Origin of the sequence: Aquisphaera insulae (genome assembly GCF_011064615.1) — a bacterium.
Lineage (GTDB): Bacteria > Planctomycetota > Planctomycetia > Isosphaerales > Isosphaeraceae > Aquisphaera > Aquisphaera insulae.
This window is the reverse complement of record NZ_JAALJH010000029.1, coordinates 59,525-80,800: the sequence shown is the minus strand read 5'-3', so window position 1 is coordinate 80,800 and position 21,276 is coordinate 59,525. Positions and strand designations below refer to the sequence as shown.

Annotated in this window: 12 protein-coding genes; 11 read left to right on the top strand and 1 reads right to left on the bottom strand. The window is 68.4% G+C overall.

Going from position 1 to position 21,276, the window contains the following annotated elements:
• Positions 1 to 25: 25 nt before the first annotated feature.
• Entirely contained in the window at positions 26 to 475 is a 450-nt protein-coding gene (locus G6O54_RS16970) for a TIGR03067 domain-containing protein (protein ID WP_165226843.1), read from the bottom strand.
• A 658-nt stretch (positions 476 to 1,133) separates the two neighbouring features.
• Between G6O54_RS16970 and G6O54_RS16965 the strand changes: the two genes are divergently transcribed.
• From G6O54_RS16965 to G6O54_RS16915, 11 genes are all read left to right on the top strand, one after another.
• Positions 1,134 to 2,555 (top strand): hypothetical protein, encoded by a 1,422-nt coding sequence (locus G6O54_RS16965; RefSeq protein WP_165226842.1) that lies wholly within the window; start codon positions 1,134 to 1,136, stop codon positions 2,553 to 2,555.
• A 21-nt stretch (positions 2,556 to 2,576) separates the two neighbouring features.
• Positions 2,577 to 3,818 carry an SGNH/GDSL hydrolase family protein gene (locus G6O54_RS16960; protein WP_165226841.1) on the top strand — a complete coding sequence of 414 codons (1,242 nt, stop codon included), beginning with the start codon at positions 2,577 to 2,579 and terminating at the stop codon, positions 3,816 to 3,818.
• Positions 3,819 to 3,886: 68 nt separating this feature from the next.
• Positions 3,887 to 5,488: an amino acid adenylation domain-containing protein gene (locus G6O54_RS16955; RefSeq protein WP_165226840.1), complete on the top strand. Its 1,602-nt coding sequence runs from the start codon at positions 3,887 to 3,889 to the stop codon at positions 5,486 to 5,488.
• Entirely contained in the window at positions 5,485 to 6,480 is a 996-nt protein-coding gene (locus G6O54_RS16950) for an LpxL/LpxP family acyltransferase (RefSeq protein ID WP_165226839.1), read from the top strand. Before G6O54_RS16955 ends, G6O54_RS16950 begins: the two co-directional genes overlap by 4 nt.
• Before the next feature lie 754 nt (positions 6,481 to 7,234).
• Positions 7,235 to 7,888, top strand: a complete 654-nt coding sequence (locus G6O54_RS16945; protein WP_165226838.1) for a hypothetical protein — start codon at positions 7,235 to 7,237, stop codon at positions 7,886 to 7,888.
• A 292-nt stretch (positions 7,889 to 8,180) separates the two neighbouring features.
• The gene (locus tag G6O54_RS16940) at positions 8,181 to 11,687 is read left to right on the top strand and encodes a helicase-related protein (protein WP_250846939.1); all 3,507 of its coding nucleotides are present in this window, start codon (positions 8,181 to 8,183) and stop codon (positions 11,685 to 11,687) included.
• Between the two features lie 5 nt (positions 11,688 to 11,692).
• The gene (locus tag G6O54_RS16935) at positions 11,693 to 14,605 is read left to right on the top strand and encodes a DUF1156 domain-containing protein (RefSeq protein ID WP_205678865.1); all 2,913 of its coding nucleotides are present in this window, start codon (positions 11,693 to 11,695) and stop codon (positions 14,603 to 14,605) included.
• A complete protein-coding gene (locus tag G6O54_RS16930; RefSeq protein ID WP_165226836.1) occupies positions 14,605 to 15,657 on the top strand; it encodes an AAA family ATPase in 1,053 nt (350 codons plus the stop codon). Before G6O54_RS16935 ends, G6O54_RS16930 begins: the two co-directional genes overlap by 1 nt.
• Positions 15,654 to 16,169, top strand: a complete 516-nt coding sequence (locus G6O54_RS16925) for a cysteine--tRNA ligase (RefSeq protein WP_165226835.1) — start codon at positions 15,654 to 15,656, stop codon at positions 16,167 to 16,169. Before G6O54_RS16930 ends, G6O54_RS16925 begins: the two co-directional genes overlap by 4 nt.
• 11 nt (positions 16,170 to 16,180) lie before the next feature.
• Positions 16,181 to 19,000 (top strand): ATP-binding protein, encoded by a 2,820-nt coding sequence (locus tag G6O54_RS16920; RefSeq protein ID WP_250846938.1) that lies wholly within the window; start codon positions 16,181 to 16,183, stop codon positions 18,998 to 19,000.
• 676 nt (positions 19,001 to 19,676) lie between these two features.
• A complete protein-coding gene (locus tag G6O54_RS16915) occupies positions 19,677 to 21,038 on the top strand; it encodes a nucleotide sugar dehydrogenase (protein WP_205678862.1) in 1,362 nt (453 codons plus the stop codon).
• The last annotated feature ends 238 nt before the right edge of the window (positions 21,039 to 21,276 follow it).

Genomic DNA, 21,276 nt, shown 5'->3' with positions numbered 1-21,276 from the left:
GGTCGCCGGGTCGCGGGCTCGCCGGCTACTTCTTCCGCTTGAGGTCGAACGCGAACGACTTGCCGAAGTCCGTCTTGAATTCCTTCGGCCGCCCGGCCTCGCCGTCGCTGAAGCAGATCTTGAGCGTCCCCTCGTCGAACTTGTAGATCCCCTGCGCCTTGTAGCCCTTGGCGTTCGGCGAGGTGTCGGAGACGTCGAAGTCGATCCGCTTCTCCGGCTTCGCCTCGGAGTCGACCTTGATCCGCATGTCGTACGACCGGGTCGGGGTCTTGAGGGTGACGTGCTCGCCGTCGAACTTCCAGACGCTCTCGCCCCCGGTCTTCTCGTCGGTCGTGATCCACTCCCCCTGCATCGCCTTCAGGTCGCCCTCGATCTTCAGCACCGGCGCCTGCTTCGGCTCGTCCGCCGCGGCGATGAGCGAGAGGCCCACGAAGGTGAGGATTCCAGCAAGCGTCGCGCCGGGGCGAGAGATCATGGCGTACATCCCTGAAGAGGACCGGGGCCGTCGAGCCGACCTGACGGAAAGGGGTGAAGGCGGCGAGGTGTCATCCTAGCAGAAGGCGGCGAGGGCGTCGAGGAAGCTCGCGACCGCCTCACGGGGCCGGGAATCACCCCCGCGACGAGGCACACCCGGATGTCCCCGAAGGATTTCGGAGATGTTCCCCGCGAACGGCGGGGCAGTCGGGTTGACAGGGGCGGGGATAAGGAGTTAAATCGGCCCCGATGCGGGGGAAGAGGCCCGGGGAGGCGGCATCGGAGCGATCCGCGACCCCCCGGCGAGGTGAGGAGACTGGCCCCGGCGAATCGGCCGCGGGCTCATCCTTCCGCACCCGGGGCAATCGCCCCCGGCCCGGGACTCGCCGCGTGCGAGGCCGGGCCATTCCGCTCGCGGATTCAGGACGAGACAAGGGACTTTCAGGCGTATCAGGGATGACGCGGCCGCGGCGGGGGACAGACCGGTTCAGGGACGGGCCGGTCCCCGCACTTTCCGCCCGATGGGCGAGACGACCCCCGGCTCCTCCGTCGCCCCTGGCGCCATCATCGCGATTCGATCCTGCGCCGGGCCATGGGCTCGCCCGGTCCGCCGATCGATCGGGACTCGCGGTGCAGATCGACCAGGAAAGGGCCGGCCCATGGGGACAGAAATCCGACGTCCTGCCTCGGCGAGGCGACCGCTCCACGAGCGGTTCGTCGCGCCCGGCCCGAGCGGCGGGGCCGAGGCCGAGGCCGCCGATCGTCGCGGCCTCTACGCGGGAGAGCCCGAGGCCTGCCGGCGGAGGCTGTTCCCCTTCCTCCGGTCGATGGCCCTGCTCGGGCTCCTGCTGGCGAACTTCCATTATTACGAGATCGAGGGCCGGGCGTTCCTCGCCCTGATGACCCTGGCGACGGCCGCCCTGCCGGTCCACTACCTGGCCCCCTACCGGTGGAAGAAGCGGCTCTTCATCGCGGCCTCGATCGGCGGGCTCTACTGGGTGCTGGGCACGGCGCCCGCGACGGCCGTGGTGGGGATCTCCGCCTCCCTGATCGGCGTCTGCTACCTGCCGATCCGCTGGGGGGCCCGCGCCGCGATCGTCGCGGTCATGGCGCTGGGGATGGCCGTCGCCAAGGCGCAGGGGATGCTCGCGTTCATCCCGGCCACGGCCTGGCCGATCGCGGGGACCATGCTCATGTTTCGGCTCATCATCTACATGTATGAGCTGAAGCACGCGAAGAAGCCCGAGGGCCTGGCCGACACGCTCGGCTATTTCTTCCTGCTGCCGAATTACTGCTTCCTGCATTTCCCGGTGGTCGACTACCGGACGCTCCAGCGGGGCTACTTCGCGGCCGACGTGCACGCGACCCAGCTCCGCGGGCTGATGATGATGTACCGGGGGATGGTCCACCTCCTCTGCTATCGGCTGATCTACCACGACTACCTGATCCCGCCGGGGGACGTTTCCGGCCCGCTGAGCCTGGCGGGATACCTGGCCTGCAACTACCTGCTCTACCTGCGGGTCTCGGGCCAGTTCCACGTGGCCTGCGGCGCGCTCCACCTCTTCGGCTACCAGCTCCCGGAGACGCACCACCACTACCTGCTGGCGGCGGGATTCACCGACTACTGGCGGCGGGTCAACATCTACTGGAAGGACTTCATGGTCCGGGTCTTCTTCAACCCGGTCGTCTTCCGGCTCAAGCGGTGGCCCCAGCCGGCGGCCCTGGCGGTCGCGACCGTGGTCGTCTTCCTGACGACCTGGATCCTCCACGCCTACCAGTCGTTCTGGCTCCGTGGGAGCTGGGGCTTCTCGGTGCAGGACGCCCTGTTCTGGGGGATCCTCGGGGTCCTGGTGGTGATCAACGTCCAGCTCGACGCCCGGCGCGGGCCGGCCCGGGGCCGGGCGTCCGCCCGCAAGGACGCCGCGGAGGACGCCGCCGGCGTCCGGCTCCTGCACGCGGCGATCCGGGGCCTGAAGACGGCCGGGACCCTGGTGACGCTCGCCCTGCTCTGGTCGCTCTGGTACAGCCCCTCGCTGCCGGCCTGGCTGGTCATGATGCGACGTGGGCTCCTCGGCGCCTGACCTGTCTAGGAGGCTCTCGCGATGGCGACCATCCGGCCCGTCTCGATCTGGACCATCCGGCTGACCTTCCTCCAGGGGCTGGCCCTGCTGGCGCTGGCCCTGATCCCGCTCCCGCCGGCCTGGACCCGGCTCCGCGCCGCCGTCGATTCGGCGAAGTCGCCGGAGCTGAACCGCGCCGAGCGCGAGGTCCACGCGGCGGGCTACTACGAGGGCCTGATCGGCGGCGGCGACGCGCCGGAGGGGGCCCGCGGCGAGCTGGCGCTGCTCCTGATGGGCAAGCCCAGCGGCTGGGTCCGATTCAGCGACGCCAACGTCTCCCGGGTGCTCCGGGGGGACTTCCTCCAGTTCGAGCTCCTGCCGGACATCCGGCGGATCCTCTTCGGCCAGCCGTTCGCCACCAACTCCCACGGCATGCACAGCCCGGAGGTCGCCCTCGAGAAGCCGCCCGGCACGTTCCGGATCGCCGTCCTCGGGGCCTCGATGGACATGGGCTGGGGCGTGACCTTCCAGGAGACCTACAGCCACCGGCTGGAACGCTGGCTGAACAACCACAACCGGCTGCACAACCTGGCGCCGGGGCGTCAGTTCGAGGTGCTCAACTTCGCCGTGGCGGCCTACAGCCCGCTCCAGAGGCTCGAGTCGCTCCGGCGCAAGGCCATGGCGTTCAAGCCGGACCTGGTGATCTACTCCGCGACGATGCTCGACCTGCGGCTGATGGAGATCCACCTCTGCGACGCCCTGCGGACCCGGTCCGACCTGACGTATGACTTCGTCCGCCAGACGCTCGACGAGGCGGGCGTCACCCCCGACGAGCTGGCCGTCGAGGGGGACCGGCTGATTTACAAGGACGCGATCAAGGCCAAGGTCCAGCCGCGGTACTGGGACCTCTACGACCGGACCCTGGAGCGGCTGGCGGCGGAGTGCCGCGGCGCCGGCGTGCCGCTCCTGGTGGTGATCGTCCCGCGGGTCGGCAAGGCGGACGCGCCGTCGGCGCGGGCCGAGCCGGTGGCCCGGCTCAAGGCCCTGGCCGCCCACCACGCGCTGCCGGCCTACGACCTCACCGCCAGCTTCGACCGCTACGACCCGGCGAGCCTGGAGATCGCCGCCTGGGACGACCACCCCAACGCCCTGGGACATCGCCGGCTCTTCCTGGCCCTGGCCCGCTCGCTGGCCGGCGACCCCGATCGCTACCGCCTGCTCTTCCCCGCCGCCGGCCAACGGCCGGCGGGGGGCGCCGCTACCGATGATGTCGTGAACGAATGATATTTCCTTACTGGCCGCCGTCCTCCCCGGCTCCGGGGACCGAGCCGGACGCGCAGGGTGCGACGAACATGATCCACAGCCATCTCAGCCAGCTCCTGGAGGCCGCCGCGGCGAGGCGGCCCGACCACCGGGCCGTCGAGGACGAGCGCGACGGCGTGCTGACGTACGCGGGCCTGCTGCGAGGGGCGGACCGGCTGGCGGCGCGGCTGGCCCGCTGGGGGGCCGGCCGGGGCGACCGCGTCGGCCTCTGGGTCCCGAAGGGGCTGGAGGCCGTGACGGCCATCCACGGCGTGCTCCGCTCCGGCGCCGCCTACGTGCCGGTGGACCCGACGGGCCCGGCGGCCCGCGCCGCGGCCATCTTCGCCGCGGCCGGGGTCAAGGCGGTCGTGGTGGCGGCCGCCCTGGCCGAGTCCCTCCGCCAGGCCTGGACCGCGCCCGGGCCCCTGCCCCGGCTGATCCTGGTCGGCGACGCGGACGGCCCCCCCGGCGCGACGGCCGCGGCGGCCGGCGACGCCTCGTGGGCCGACGTCATGGCGGACGACGCCACCGCCCCCCTGCCCCCGGAGCGGGACGCCGACGACCTCGCCTACATCCTCTTCACGTCCGGATCCACGGGCGTCCCGAAGGGGGTCATGCTCTCGCACCGGAACGCCTTCACCTTCGTCGATTGGTGCCTCGGCACGCTCGGCCCCTGGGGCGACGACGACCGGTTCTCCTCGCACGCCCCCTTCCATTTCGACCTGTCGATCTTCGACCTCTTCGTCTGCTGCGCGAACGCGGCGACGCTCGTCCTGATCGGCGAGTCCGAGGCCCGCGAGCCGGCCCTGCTGGGCGAGAAGATCGACGCCCGGCGGATCTCCGTCTGGTACTCGGCGCCGTCGATCCTGGCCCTCCTGACCGAGCACGGCGGGCTCGACCGGCCGGGGCGGACGCCGCCGAGGCTGGTGCTCTTCGCGGGCGAGGTCTTCCCGATCGCGCCGCTCCGCAAGCTCCGGCGGCTCTGGCCGGCGGCGAATCTCTGGAACCTCTACGGGCCGACCGAGACCAACGTCTGCACGGCCCTGGCCATCCCCGCGACCATCCCGGACGACCGCGACGAGCCCTACCCGATCGGCACCGTCTGCCCGCCGCTCTCCGCCCGGGTGGTGGACGAGGAGGGGCGCGACCTCCCGGCCGGGACGCTCGGCGAGCTCGTCATCGCCGGCCCCGGCGTGATGCGCGGCTATTTCGGCCGGCCGGACCTCACGGCGCTCGCGTTCTTCGAGGACGCCGCGGGGGGGCGATGGTATCGCACCGGGGACCTCGTCATCGACGACGGCACCGGCTGCTTCCGGTTCCACGGCCGCCGCGACCGGATGGTGAAGAAGCGAGGGTATCGGATCGAGCTCGGAGAGATCGAGTCCGCCCTCTACCGCCACGACGGCGTGGACCGCGCCGCGGTCGTCGCGAAGGCCGACGACGCCGGGCTCTCCATCGCCGCGTTCGTCGCGCTCAAGCCGGCGGCGAAGAAGTCGATCATCGCCATGAAGCGGCACTGCACCACCTACCTGCCGCATTACATGGTCCCGGACTCGATCACCTTCCTGAGCAGCCTGCCGGCGACCTCCACGGACAAGGTGGATTACCAGCGGCTGAAGACCCTCGCCGAGGGAGAAGGAGCGGCGCGTTGAGCACGGCCCTGCGATCCCTCTTCCACTGGAAGTTCGCGTTCTACGAGCTGCTCCTGCCGGCGCTCCGGCTGCTCGGCCCAAGGCGGGCCGACGCGGCGCTCGGTGCGCTCGGCAGGGCCCACGCCCGGCTCTGGCCCCCGCGTCGCGCCGCGCTCCGCGCGGCGATCGCGGAGGCGAGCGAGGCGCTCGACCTCGGCGACCGGAATCCGGACGAGGAGTGGCAGGCCCTGGCGGCGGGAGCCTGCCGGTTCCTGGCCCGCGACTACCTGCTCGAGACCCGCTCCGACGAGGAGGCCCTGGGCCGATTCGAGGTCCATGGGCTCGATGCCCTCCGACGCGCCGGGGACCGGGGCCGTGGCGTGCTCCTGGTCGGCAGCCACTTCGGGGCCCACATCGCGGGCCTGCACTGGATCTTCCGCGCCGGGCTCCCCGTCCGCGCCCTGGTGCAACGGCCGCCGCACGTCTCGCCGACGCTCGGCCGCTACTTCGACGACCTCCAGCGGCCGGGGGCCGAGGACGACCTCTTCCTCCGCCGCGGGCTGAAGCCGGACGCCGCGGTGACCATCCTGCTCCGCGCCCGCAGGGCGCTCCGCGAGGGCCGGATGGTCTACCTCTGCGGAGACATCCCGTGGGAGGGGGCCAACACCCGGGCCGGCCGGATCCTCGGCCGCAAGCATCGCCTCCTGTCGATCTGGACCGACCTCGCCTCGCTCCTGGACGTCCCGGTCTTCCACGTCTTCTGCAAGCACCTCCCCGGCGGCCGCTACCGGCTGGACCTGGACGAGATCGGCCGGGTCCGGCACGGAGAGGAAGACGACGCCCTGGCGGACTACCTGAAGAACCTGGAGGGGCACATCGCCGCCAGCCCGGACCAGGCCGCCGCCCATCTCCTCTGGCCCTGCTATCATCCGGCCGGGTGCATCCCCGGCGACGACGCAAGCCTGACTTCGACGCCAAGGGCGAGCCGAAAGCACGCCGTGCGCAATCGCTGAATGTCGGTCTCAGGAGTTCCTGGCAAGCTTCGCGTTGTCCAGTCATGGGGAAGATGGCATCGGGTCCCCTCCCCCCCGTGTGGGGGAGGGTTAGGGAGAGGGGGCTACGTTACCACCTTCGACATCCGGGCAAGCCTTCGCCCGAGACGAGCCCCTCTGGTCCCCTCCCCCCCGTGTGGGGGAAGGTTAGGGAGAGGAGGCATCGGCCGCTGACACGCGAATAGCCATTCGTCGCACGGGATGATCGGGATCTTCAAGCTCTTGCGAGGCCGATGATGAGAAGCGAATGGCCTAGGACTGGGGCAGTGCTGCCTGGCGAGAGCGGTCGCCCCCTCTCCCTGACCCTGGGGTGTTGGAAAGTTGGCCTGTACGACGGGCGAGGCCTATCCCGGATCTGTTGCGCGGGATCGAGGCCTCCTTGAACATCCGGAGCCTGCCCGGGGCTCGGCAGGAGCCTCGCCCTCCCGAAGGGAGGCGTCCCCGGCCCGGGAGGGCGAGGCTCCTGCCGAGCCCGGCGCGAGCTGCCGACCGCGCCCGGGCCGTGTTCCCAGCCGCATCACGGGCCTCGGAAGGCGCAACAGAAACGGCCGAGTCCCGACCCCACCTCCGGGCCGGCAAGGCCCACTTTCCAACATCCCACCCTAACCCTCCCCCACGGTGGGGGGAGGGGACCAGAAGGCTCGCTCGTCGCCAAGGTGGAATCGGCTGTCGGAGGTGATCGCCCCGACTCCCTCACTTTGCCCCACGCAGAATGATGACCCATCTGTCCGGAATCGTTGTCGCCAGCCTGCTCGCGGCCTGCTTCGTGGCCGTTGACGAGGGTGGCGGCGCGTCTCGCCCGAGCAAGCCTTCCCCCGCGTGGCCGGCGGAGATCCGGGCCGAGCTCGAGCGGGTCGACGCCATGCACACGTCGATCGTGAAGGGCGGCTCCGTGGAAGGCTGGCGGTTCGAGACGGTGCGCGCGGGCTACCAGGAGTTGCTCAAGAAGGCGAACGGCCAGCCCGGCCTGGAGGACGCCCTCCGCGATCGCCTCGCCCGCGTCTCCCGCGATGAGCAGGCCGCCCGCGCGGCCCGGGAGATCGAGGCCATCCTGGCGAAGAGCCGGCGGCGCGACGCCGACGTGGCGAAGGTCCGCCGCGACCTCAGCCGGCTCGACCAGGCCCGGGCCCGCAGCTTCGACGCCATCGGCTTCATCCAGCCGTCCTCCCGGATCGTGGACGGCCGCAAGCTCTTCGTCCTGATCGGCCGCCAGGGAAAGGCCGTCGCGTTCCTCGACATCCCCCCCGGCATCAACCCCGGCCCCTACTACGCCAGCCGTGCCGGCGTCCGCGGCCAGGTCCGCTTCAACGCGGACCTCGGCGCCCGCCTCATCATCGTCCGCGACCTGGTCCGGCTCGATCTCGATTGAGCGGAGAATCCTGTCTCCCGCCCCCGTCTCGGCTCCCGCCCCCTTTCGTTTTCATCCCCCCTCTCTCCTGTCCTCCATCCGTGCCATCCGTGCCATCCGTGGTAGCAACTCCCCCACCCCATCACGTCTTTCTTATCTTCCTCCGTCCGCGTCCGTCCCATCCGTGGTTGCTTCCGCCATCGAATTCCAGATCGTGGGTGGAACCGACTTCTTCGCGATCACCCCGCATGATAAAACCAATCCATGCAGTCCTCATGGACTCCGTCGTCCTGGCCTAACGCTCCGGTCCATCATGGTGAAGCTCGAAGAACTGAAACCCGGGCTGTCGCTCCTCGGCCTGGAGCCCGCGGTCGTGGCCACGCTGGTGGCCATGGTCCCCATCGGCGAGGGGGCCGTCCAGGTCTTCTATCGCACGCCGGACGGGGTCATGAAGGAACGGCTGCTCGGGCGGCTCGACGAGGAGGGACTGAGTGTCGCGACCGTCGAGCGGCCCTGGTCGTTCGACGGCGACGCCGCCGCCTTCCAGTTGACGTGCGAGGCGAAGCGGATCGACCTCGCCTTCCTCTTCGACCCGATGATGGCGGTCCACACGTCGAACGTGGAGCCGCTGCCCCACCAGATCACGGCCGTCTATGAGTCGATGCTCCCGCGCCAGCCGCTCCGGTTCGTCCTCGCCGACGACCCGGGCGCGGGCAAGACCATCATGGCCGGGCTCTACATCCGCGAGCTCATCATGCGGGCCGACGCCCGGCGGATCCTGATCGTCGCCCCGGGGAGCCTGGTCGAGCAGTGGCGGGATGAGCTCCACGCGAAGTTCGGGCTCGAGTTCCAGGTCTATTCCTCGCTCCTGGCCGCCACCACGCCCAGCGGCAACCCGTTCGACGACCACCATCAGCTCATCGTCCGGCTCGACCAACTGGCCCGGAACGAGGAGCTCCAGGAGCAACTCTGCAACGCCGGCTGGGATCTCGCCGTCTTCGACGAGGCCCACAAGCTCGCGGCCCACTACTTCGGCGTCAAGCTCGAGAAAACAGGCCGCTTCCGCTTCGCCGAGCGGCTCGGGGCGCACGCGCGGCACCTGCTGCTGATGACCGCCACGCCCCACAACGGCAAGGAGGAGGATTTCCAGCTCTTCCTCTCGCTGCTGGACTCCGACCGCTTCCACGGCAAGTTCCGCGACGGCGTCCACAAGGTGGATGCCGCCGACCTGATGCGGCGGATGGTCAAGGAAGAGCTCGTCAAGTTCGACGGCACGGCCCTGTTCCCGGAGCGTAAGGCCTACACGGTCAATTACACGCTCTCGGACATCGAGGCCGCCCTCTACGAGGCCGTGACCGAGTACGTGAAGACCGAGATGGGCAAGGCCGACCTGCTCCACGGCTCGCGCAAGGGCTCCGTCGGCTTCGCCCTCACGGCCCTCCAGCGCCGGCTGGCGTCGAGCCCGGAGGCCATCTACCAGTCGCTCAGCCGCCGCAAGCACCGGCTCGAGAAGCGGCTCCGGGACGAGAAGCTCGGTGCGCGCAACCGCGTGCCGCTCGCCGACGCAATGGCCTTCGTGCCCGATGACGACGACGACCTCGACGCCCAGGAGCAGGAGGAGCTGGAGGAAACCCTCATCGACGACGCGACCGCCGCCCAGACCATCAAGGAGCTCGAGGCCGAGATCCTGATCCTGGGCGAGCTGGAACGCCAGGCCCTGGAGGTGGTGGGATCCGGCCGGGACCGCAAGTGGGACGAGCTCTCGAAGCTCCTCCAGAACCGGCCCGAGATGCGCGACGCGTCCGGCCGCCAGCGCAAGCTCATCCTCTTCTCCGAGCATCGCGACACCCTGAACTACCTCCAGAAGAAGATCGCCGGGGTCCTCGGCAACCCGGAGGCCGTCATCGCGATCCACGGCGGCACCCATCGCGACGAGCGGCGGCGGTTGCAGGCCCTCTTCCGGTCCGATCCCGACGTCCGGATCCTGGTCGCCACCGACGCCGCGGGCGAGGGCGTGAACCTCCAGAACGCCAACCTGATGGTCAATTACGACCTGCCGTGGAACCCCAACCGGCTCGAGCAGCGATTCGGCCGGATCCACCGGATCGGCCAGGTGGAGGTCTGCCACCTCTGGAACCTGGTCGCCCGCGAGACCCGCGAGGGGGACGTCTATCACCGGCTCCTGGAGAAGCTCTCCGCCGAGAGCGACGCCCTCCAGGGCCGCGTCTTCGACATCCTGGGCGAGGTCTTCGAGGGCACCAGCCTGAAGGACCTGCTCATCCAGGCGATCCGCTACGGCGACCAGCCGGAGGTCCGGGCCCGGCTCAGCCGCCGGATCGACCAGGCCCTGGATCGCGACCACCTGAAGTCGCTGCTGGACCGCAATGCGCTCGCCCAGGAGAGCATGAGTCCCGACCGGCTCTTCGCCGTCAAGGAGGAGATGGAGAAGGCCGAGGCGCGTCGGCTCCAGCCGTATTTCGTCCGGTCCTTCTTCCTCAAGGCCTTCGAGCAGCTCGGCGGCTCGATCTACCCCCGCGAGCCGGGTCGGTACGAGATCACCCACGTGCCGGTCTCGGTCCGCGACCGCGACCGCCGGATCACCGGCCGGAACCGCCGCGAGATCGAGCCGGTCCTGAAGCGGTACGACCGCGTCTGCTTCGAGAAGGAGGCCGTGCAGCCGGTCGAGAAGCCGGGCCAGGCGCGGGCCGTGCTGATGCACCCGGGGCACCCGCTGATGCTCGCCGTCAGCGACCTGCTGCTGGAGGAGCACGCCAACCTCCTGCGGCGGGGCTGCGTGCTCGTGGACCCGGCCGACGACGGGCTCGACCCCTGGCTGATGTTCCTGCTCACGCACGAGATCCGGTCGGGGGACGGCCTGGTCCTCTCGAAACGGCTCCAGTTCATCCGGGTGAACCCCGACGGCTCCACCTCGTTCGCCGGCTGGGCGCCCCACCTGGATTTCGAGCCGCTCAACGAGGCCGAGCGCCCGCTCCTGAAGGGCGTCCTCGCCGACGACTGGATCGACGCCGGGCAGGAACAGCGGGCGGTCGCCCGGGCGGCGGAGACGCTCGTGCCCGAGCACGTCCGCGAGGTCTCGGGGCGGCGGCTCGACCACGTCGACCGGACGCTCGCCGCGGTCCACGACCGGCTGAGCAAGGAGATCGCCTTCTGGTCGGACCGCTGGCTCCGGCTCAAGGATGACGTCGCCGCCGGCAAGGACGTGCGGCTCAACCTCGAGAACGCCCGCCGGACGGTCAACGACCTGGAGGGACGGCTCGAGAACCGGCGCCGCGAGCTCCTGGCCATGCGGCACATCATCAGCGGCACGCCCGTCGTCCTGGGCGGAGCGCTCGTCGTCCCCGATGGCCTGATGCGGGCGCTTCGCGGCGACGAGAGCGCGAAGGGCTCCGCGTACCTGGCCGACGCCATCGCCCGCGCCCGGATCGAGCGGCTGGCGATGGAGGCCGTGCGGAAGGCCGAGGAGGCGCGGGGCTGCCGGGTGGTGGACGTCTCGGCGGCGAAATGCGGCTGGGATCTCACGTCACACCCGCCCGCGATCGACGCCAGGTCGCCCGAGCCGCGGCACATCGAGGTGAAGGGCCGGGTCAAGGGGGCCGCCACGGTCACCATCACCCGGAACGAGATGCTCTACGCCTTCAACCAGGGGGACAAGTTCGTCCTGGCGATCGTCCTGGTCGGCGACGAGGACCGCGTCGAGGGACCGTACTACATCCGAAACCCCTTCGACCGCGAGCCGGGCTGGGGCGTGTCGTCGATCAACTACAAGCTGAGCGAGCTGCTCCAGAGAGCCGAGGCATGACGCCGATGGACCATCCCGTGATCGCGCCCAAGAAGCTCATCGAGGTGGCCCTGCCGCTGGATGCGATCAATGACGCATGCAAGCGAGAGGGGTTTATCTACCGAGGAAATCCATCGGCCCTGCATAAATGGTGGGCTCAGCGACCACTGGCGGCGGCACGAGCCGTGATCTTCGCGCAGCTCGTCAACGACCCGTCATGGCGATGGGAGGTGGAGCACTCGGGCGAAGCCCCTCCGGGCCACCTGAAGGCGAGTTGGGCCTCGAGCCGAAAGCGTCTTTTCGGGATCATCGAAGAACTGGTGAAGTGGGAGAACACGACGAAGGAATCCGTTCTGGAGCTCGCTCGAGAGGAGATTCGCAAGGCGTGGTGTGAGACCTGCGAACTGAACAAGGACCACCCGCGGGCGAAGGAGCTATTCAATCCGGCAAAGATGCCCGTCCTACACGACCCATTCGCGGGAGGCGGCTCGATCCCACTGGAGGCCCAGCGCCTTGGGCTGGAGGCCTCTGCCAGCGACCTGAACCCGGTCGCGGTGCTGATCAACAAGGCAATGATCGAGATCCCGCCGAAGTTCGCCAACCTCCCTCCTGTCCATCCCGGCGCGAGCAACGCTCTGATGGCTTGGCAAGGCGTCGCGGGCCTAGCCGAGGATGTCCGCCGGTATGGCGCCTGGATGCGCGACGAGGCGTTCAAGCGCATCGGCCATTTCTACCCGAAGGTAGAGATCACGAAGGTGATGGTCAAAGAACGGCCCGACCTCGTGCCCTACCAGGGCCAGATGCTGACCGTGATTGCCTGGCTTTGGGCGCGGACGGTCAAGAGCCCGAACCCGGCGTTTTCGCACGTGGAGGTGCCACTGGCCAGCACCTTCATCCTGAGCAGCAAGGAGGGCAAGGAAGCGTACGTTGAGCCCGTGATTGGCAAGAATGGCTATGAGTTCAAGGTGAAAGTGGGGAAGCCGCCGGCGGTGGCGAAGGGGGGGACATCATTCGGCAAGCAGAAAGGCTTCCGTTGTCTAATGTCCGATGCACCAATGACCTTCGACTATCTTCGAGGCGAAGCGATGGCCGGACGGATGGGTCAGAAGTTGATGGCGATCGTCGCGGAAGGGGATCGTGGGCGGGTGTACCTTGCGCCGACCACCGCACAGGAAACGCTCGCAGCCGAAGCAGAGGCGGCGTGGAAGCCGGATCTCAAGATTCCCGATCAGGCCCTCGGTTTTCGCGTACAACTGTACGGCATGCTGACGTTTGGTGATCTCTTCACTCCTCGTCAGTTGGTGGCATTGACGACCTTCAGCGATCTGGTCGGCGAGGCTCGGAAACGGATATGTCGCGACGCTATTGCGGGCGGGCTCCCCAATGACGATCACGGCCTTGACGCGGGTGGCGCTGGAGCCAGAGCCTATGCCGAGGCTGTAAGCCTCTACTTGGCATTCTCCGCCGATAAGATGACTGAGTACGGTTGTATGATCGTCCCTTGGTATAGCAAGGAAGACCGCCCGAAAGGACTATTCTCCCGACAAGCAATTCCGATGCTCTGGGATTTTGCGGAAGTGAATTTCTTCTCTGACATCGGAGGCTCCTTCGAGGGATCTGTAAAGATTGTGGCCGGGTCCCTTGAAGGCTGTCCTACCAGTGGTAATCAGACTAGCACAGCATCCCAGGCAGACGCCGCTTCTCTCGAGTCCATACCTAATCATTGTTTTATTTCAACCGATCCTCCCTATTACGACAATATTGGATATGCTGATCTTTCTGATTTCTTCTACGTATGGCTGCGCAGATCAATACGCCCAATTTATTCGCATATATTAGCTACGATATCAGTGCCTAAGTCTCAGGAACTTGTTGCAAATACATTCCGCCATGGGAGCAAGGAGACTGCCGAGCGGTTTTTCCTCGACGGCATGACACAAGTGATGCACAACCTGGCACTTCGGTCTCATCGCTCCGCGCCCATTTCCATTTACTACGCATTCAAGCAGTCAGAAACAGAGCTGACCGGGACTAATAGCACTGGGTGGGAAACGTTTTTGGACGCCGTCCTAAGGTCCGGTTTGGCCGTCACCGGTACATGGCCAATGCGAACGGAGAGGGCAGGCCGCTCACGGGATCTGGATTCCAACGCCCTCGCCTCCTCCATCATCCTCGTCTGCCGCCCGCGCTCGAGGGACGCCGGCACGATCTCCCGCCGCCAGTTCGTCCGGATGCTCAACGAGGCCCTTCCCAAGGCCCTGGACGACATGACGCGGCAGAGCGAGGGCAAGCCCTCCCCCGTCGCTCCGGTGGACCTCTCGCAGGCGATCATCGGGCCGGGGATGGCGATCTTCAGCCGGTATGAGGCGGTGCTGGAGGCCGACGGGACGCCGATGAGCGTGAAGACGGCGCTTCAGCTCATCAACCGGTTCCTGGCCGAGGACGACTTCGACGCCGACACCCAGTTCTGCCTCCACTGGTTCGAGCAGCACGGCTGGGAGACCGGCAAGTTCGGCGAGGCGGACACCCTGGCGCGAGCCAAGGGGACGAGCGTCGGCGGCGTCCAGCAGTCGGGCGTGATCGAGGCCGGCGGCGGCAACGTCCGCCTCCGCAAGTGGCGGGAGTACCCGGCCGACTGGGACCCGGCCACGGACAAGCGGCTCCCCGTCTGGGAGGCCCTTCATCAGCTCATCCGGGCCTACAACGCCGACGGCGACGCCGGCGGGGCGGCCGTGCTCGCCGGCATCGGGGCCCGGGCCGAGGCCGCCCGCCAGCTCGCCTATCGCCTCTACACCCTCTCCGAACGCGCCGGTCGCGCCGAGGATGCCCGGGCGTACAATGAGGTCGTCACCGGCTGGTCCGGCATCGAGGTCGCCATGAGCCGGACCACCCCCAGAGACCAGCAGGGCCGACTCTTCGACGACCCGGGAGCCGATTGATGCTGACCCGACTCCACCTCAAGAACTTCACCGTCTTCGCCGACGCCGACTTCTCGTTCGCCCCCGGCCTGAACGTCGTCGTGGGGGAGAATGGGACGGGCAAGTCTCATCTGCTGAAGGCCGCTTACGCCCTTCAATCCGTGGTCGCGCCGACGAGGAAACAAGACGTTCCGGCTCATCCGACGCAGCGATACCTCGAGTCCGAGATCGCCCGAAAGCTCCGGGCCGTCTTTCGCCCCGACGAGCTCGGGCGACTGGTGCGACGGAGCCACGATTCGGAACCCTGCGAAGTCGAGGCCCTGTTCCGGCCCAATCGTCCTGTCCTCAAGTTCAAGCTCCAGTACAGGTCTCAGGATGAGGTCGCCGTCCAGTTTCACCCGTTCATGTGGGAGAGGAAGCCGCCGGTCTTCTTCCCGACCCGCGAGCTCATGACCATATACCCCGGATTCGTCTCTCTCTACGAGACGACCGAACTTCCTTTCGAGGAGACCTGGAGAGATACGTGCATCCTCCTCGGCGCCCCACTCGCTCGCGGTGCGAAGGTGGTAAGAATCCAGGAGCTGCTTCGTCCGCTCGAAGAGGCCATGGGCGGACCGGTCATCCTCGACCACGACCGCTTCTACGTGAGGGGCAGGTCCGGCGACCTGGAAGCTCACCTGGTCGCCGAAGGGATGCGCAAGCTGGCGATGCTCGCCCGCCTGATCGCGAACGGTTCCCTGGTCGAGTCCGGCTCCCTCTTCTGGGACGAGCCGGAAGCAAACCTGAACCCGAAAATCCTCAAGCGGATCGCCCGGACCATCCTCCAACTGAGCCTCTCCGGCATCCAGGTCGTTATCGCAACCCACAGCCTGTTCCTGATGCGCGAGCTCGATATCCTGCTCCGCGGTTCCGAGTTCGCCACCGTGTCCCGCCGCTTCTTCGGGCTCCATCCCGGAGAGGCAGGTGTGACCGTCCGACAAGGCGAAGCCATCGAAGATGTCGGTGACATCGCGGCCCTTGATGAGGAGCTGAACCAGTCGGATCGCTACCTGGAAGCGGAGGCCGCCCAGTGATATCGATCACCGAGGGGAGGCTGACCTTCGATTTCCCGGACGGCTGGAATGCCATGAAGTATGACGCGTGGACCTACTACATCCGGTCTTTCCAGAGCGTCGGCGGCGGTTGCAAGGGGGTCGATCTGGTCGCCTTTCCATCCTCATCCCGGGATTGCCTCTGGCTGATCGAGATCAAGGATTACGAGGTCGCGCCCCGGCAGAAGAACCTGGAGCTCGTCGAGGAGATCGTGATCAAGGTGCGCGACACGCTCGCCGGCCTGGCAGCCGCCAGATGGCGGGCGACGAAGGAAGACGAGGCTGGGTTCGCGTCCCTCGCGCTGCAATGCCGGGACGTGAAGGTGGTGCTGCACCTGGAGCAACCCCGCAACCCCACGAGGTTGCATCCGACGGAAGACGTCAGCAAGCTCGTCCTGAAACTCAAGGAACGACTCCGAGCCATCGACAACCACCCCCGCATCGCCAGCCTGAACGACGGTCGGAGTTTCGGCTGGACCGTGCGCCGGGCGTGAGGACACAGGCCATGCATCTGAAGCCCTGGCGTGAGGTCGCGGTCCCCCACGGCGACGTGCTCAAGGGGACCTTCCTCCAGGCGGAGTTCGCCGCCGATATCACGGCGGTGCATTCGGGCAAGGCGGCCGGCGAGTACCAGGACGCGCGGGCGTTCTTCGAGCGGACCTACATCACCGAGGGGATGCGGCTGCTGCTGACCCAGGTCGCCCAGCGGCTGAGCGGGCGCGGGGGCGAGCCGGTCATCCAGCTCCAGACCGCCTTCGGCGGCGGCAAGACGCACACGATGCTCGCCGCGCTCCACCTGGCCGCGCGGAAGTGCCCGATCTCGGAGCTTCAGGGCATCCCCACCCTGATCGAGCGGGCCGGGCTCATGGACCTGCCTCCCACCCGGGTCGCTGTCCTCGACGGCACCGCCCACGCCCCGGGCCAGCCGTGGAAGCACGGCAAGACCACCGTGAAGACGCTCTGGGGCGAGCTCGCCTGGCAGCTCGGCGGCGGCGACGGGCTGTCTCTCGTGAAGGAGGCCGACGACAACGGCACCTCGCCCGGCAAGGATGTCCTCCGGACGCTGCTGGAGACGTTCGCCCCCTGCGTCATCCTGATGGATGAGCTGGTCGCCTACATCCGCCAGTTCCCGGACCGCGTCCCCCTCTCCGGCGGCACGTACGACAGCAACCTCTCGTTCCTCCAGGCCCTGACCGAGGCGGCCAAGCTGGTCCCCACGGCCGTCCTGCTGGCGAGCCTGCCCGAGTCCGACATCGAGGCCGGCTCGACCCGCGGCGTGGCGGCGCTGCGGGCGCTCGAGAAGACCTTCGGCCGGGTCCAGGCCCTCTGGAAGCCGGTCGGCAGCGAGGAGGCGTTCGAGATCGTCCGCCGCCGCCTGTTCGAGCCGATCAAGGACCTGAAGGCCCGGGACGAGGTCTGCCGCGGCTTCGCCGACGCCTACGTCGCCGAGGGGGCGAAGCTCCCGAGCGAGACCCAGGAGGGCCGCTACCTGGACCGGCTGACGCAGGCGTACCCGATCCACCCCGAGGTCTTCGACCGGCTCTACGAGGACTGGTCCACGATCGACGGCTTCCAGCGCACCCGCGGCGTCCTGAAGCTGATGGCCAAGGTGATCGCCCGCCTCTGGAAGGCCGACAACAAGGACCTCCTGATCCTCCCCGGCAGCCTGCCGCTGGCCGACGGCGACGTCCGCAACGAGATGACCTATCTCCTCTCCCCGGCCTGGGACGCGGTCATCGAGAAGGACATCGACGGCGACCGCGCGGAGACCACCGAGCTCGAGGGCAAGGAGCCGCGGTTCGGCCAGGTGAACGCGGCCCGGCGGGTCGCCCGGACGCTCTTCCTCGGCTCCGCGCCGGCGAGCGTGGCGGCCAGGCCCGGGATCCGCGGCCTGGACCGGGGCCGGGTCCTGCTGGGCTGCCTCCAGCCGGGCCAGACCACGGCGGTCTACGCCGACGCCCTGGGCCGGCTGGCCGACCGGCTCCACTACCTGAACAGCTCCGGCGACAAGGCCGCCGCCGCGACCCGGTTCTGGTTCGACGTCCGCGCCAACCTCCGCCGCGAGATGGAGGACCGAAAGCAGCGGTTCGACCTCAAGACCGACGTCCGCAAGAAGATCGAGGAGACCACCCGCAAGCTCCTCGCCAATGCCTCCCCCTTCGAGGGCGTCCACGTCTTCACGCCCCATTCGGACGTGCCCGACGACGGCGCGCTTCGGCTCGTCGTGCTCCCCCCCGAGCAGCCGTTCCTCAAGGAAGATCCCTCCCAGGCCGTCGGCGGCCTGCTCGAGCACCTGCGGATGCACGGTTCCCAGCCCCGGCACCGGGCCAACCGGCTCCTCTTCCTGGCCGCGGACGGCGTCGTGCTGAACCGGCTCCGGGACGCCACCCGGGTGGCCCTGGCCTGGTCGAGCATCGTCAATGACGTGAACGAGGGCCGGCTCAACATCGACATGATCCAGCGCAAGCAGGCGGAGAAGGAGGCCGCGGCGGCGGCGGCCGTGCTCCCCCGGGCGGCCCGCGAGTGCTTCCGGTGGCTCCTCTGCCCGGTCCTGGACGACGCGACCGAGACCTCGCCCCGGGTCGAGTCGTTCCCGCTCAACACGACGAGCGGCCACGCGGCCGAGGAGATCGAGCGGACCTGCCGCGAGAACGAGCTGGTCATCGACGTCTGGTCGCCGATCCACCTCTGCTCGAAGCTGAAGGAGCTCTACTGGAAGGGGGGCAAGACCGCCGCCGGCGCCATGGCCTTCTGGGAGGACTCGCTGCGGTATCTCTACCTGCCAAGGCTCAAGCACCGGCAGACCCTCGCCCAGGCCATCCGCACCGGTGCCTCGTCCCGCGACTTCTTCGGCACGGCCCTCGGCCAGGACGGCGAGACCTACCTGGGATTCCAGTTCGGCGACGGCAACGTCCAGCTCGACGACACCCTCCTCCTCATCGAGCCCGAGGCCGCCCGGCGGTATGAGGCGAAGCTCAAGCCGCCGGAGGGTCCGGTCGGCGGCAAGGGAGGCGAGGGTCCCGGACCCATCCCCGGAAGCGGCCCGGGCCCCATCATCACGCCTCCGCCGCCCCCCCCCCCGCCTCCGTTGAAGAAGCCGCGGGCCTTCCACGGTTCGATCGAGATCAAGCCCGCGGGCGCCAAGGTGAAGCTCGTGGAGGTCGCCGACGAGATCATCAGCCTGCTTGCCGGCGATTCGAACGCCACCTTGAGCATCACCCTGGAAATCAGCGCCGAGTTCCCGGAGGGCGCGTCCGATCAGGTGCGTCGCGCGGTGAGCGAGAACGCGGCGAGCCTGGGCTTCAAGACGCGGTCATGGGAATAGCCCCCGACTCCGGGCCAGCCTCCGTCCTGGTCATGGGTGCAGAAGACTTGGCTCCCTGGCGAACTGGTCCGATTCTGACGATCCTGCGGCCTGCCATCGGCATCCGGCCCGAAAAATCATCAGGGAGGCGAACGAAAAGTCCGAAACATGGCGCACTCTCCTTGTAGGGACTTCATTCGCAAGGAGCGTGCGCGCCAAGGGCCACCGGGACGCAGAGGCCGGGGAGATCCGCCGCGATGACATGCGGCCGGGACGATCGATGGGGACGCGTCGAGTCGAGGCTGTCGCGAAGGGACGGAGCCGGGCGGGTTCGTTCCACGCGCGAGCGAGAAGGCCGGGGCCGGGCAAACGATCCCGACTGGCGTACGATGCGATCGCGTCGCTTTGCCACGATCCATTTAAGACTCCGAGTGCAAGCCCGGACGAAGTTTCATGTCCCGGCGGGGGGGGAGCGAAGCCAATCGAAAACCGAGACCAGGCCCTTGCGACGCAAGGACTTGCGGCGAGGCTTTCGAAGCAGTCCGGGTGACGACCGAAGCCAAGCCGCGGCCCTGGATCCGAGACCTCGAGTGGCCGGGCCACTCCTCACTCCCCAACCCGGCCGCGAATCGATAGATTCAGAGGTCCCGGCGCGGCGATGGATGACGTCGCCCTTTTTGCCGGGAATCGGAGAGTCATGGCGAGCCGGCAAGATCAGGTCGAGACCCCGAAGGCCCATGACCATGCGGCCGAGCTGATGGAGAGGATCCGCGCCGGGTCGGTCCGGGTCGGGATCATCGGCCTGGGCTACGTGGGGCTCCCCCTGGCGCGGGCGTTCACGGAGAAGAAGGTCGCGGTCCTCGGCTTCGACGTGGACGCGTCCAAGGTGGAGAAGCTCGCGGCCGGCCGGAGCTACATCGGCCACATCAGCGACGAGACCGTCCGCTCGATGCGCGAGCAGGGCTTCGAGGCCACCTCGGACTTCGGCCGGCTGGGCGAGCCCGACGCCGTCATCATCTGCGTCCCGACCCCGCTGACCGAGGCCCGCGAGCCGGACCTGACCTACATCATCAGGTCCGCCGAGGCCATCGCCGCGCGGCTCCGGCCCGGACAGCTCGTCGTCCTGGAGAGCACGACCTACCCGGGGACGACCCGCGAGGTCGTCCTGCCGATCCTCGAGGCGAGCGGCCTGAGTGCCGGCCGCGACTTCTTCCTGGCCTTCAGCCCGGAGCGCGAGGATCCCGGCAACCCGCAGTTCTCCGCACCCACCATCCCGAAGGTCGTGGGCGGCCTGGACCCCCCGGCGCTGGAGCTGGCCGCGACCCTGTACGGGAAGGTCGTGGTCCGGGTCGTGCCGGTCTCCAGCCCGGAGGTCGCGGAGGCCTGCAAGATCCTCGAGAACACCTACCGCGCGATCAACATCGCGCTGGTCAACGAGCTGAAGGTCCTTTACGACCGGATGGGCATCAACGTCTGGGAGGTGATCGAGGCCGCCCGCAGCAAGCCGTTCGGCTTCAGCGCGTTCTACCCCGGACCCGGCCTGGGGGGCCACTGCATCCCGATCGACCCCTTCTACCTCACCTGGGTGGCCCGCAAGCACGGGATGGCGACCCGGTTCATCGAGCTCGCCGGCGAGATCAACACGTCCATGCCCGCCTACGTCGTCGGGCGGATTGCCGACGCGCTCAACGACGCGGCGAAGCCCCTCAGGGGGAGCAAGATCACGCTCCTGGGCATGGCCTACAAGAAGGATGTGGATGACCCCCGCGAGTCCCCGGGGTTCGAGCTCCTGGACCGGCTCCGCAAGAAGGGTGCGGACGTGGACTACAACGACCCGCACATCCCGACTCTTCCCCCCATGCGTCATTACCCGAACCCGGCGATGTCGAGCCGCGAGCTGACGCCCGAGTACATCCGATCTCGGGATGTCCTGGTTGTCGTCACCGATCATTCGGCCTATGATTGGCCGAGCATCGCCGCCCACGCGAGCCTCATCGTCGACACCCGCAACGCCCTGCGGGGCCTCGAAAACCTGCGTGCAAGGATCGTGCGCGCCTAGGATCGCCCGAACTGCACAATGTGATTGCAAGCGGTGCCAACTCTCCGGGCTCAAGGAGAAATCCGCCCGTCGGTCGATCGCGGAAGCCCCGGAACCCGGCCGGATTTCTCAATCCCCGTCGGGGTCACGGATTTTCCGCCTCGAGGTCGTGTCTCAAACGATTGCGCGTCTTCCACTTTTGGTAGTGGCACGGCCATTGCTAAATCTCCCGCGCTGGTTCCCGGGACGTCGGTTCGTG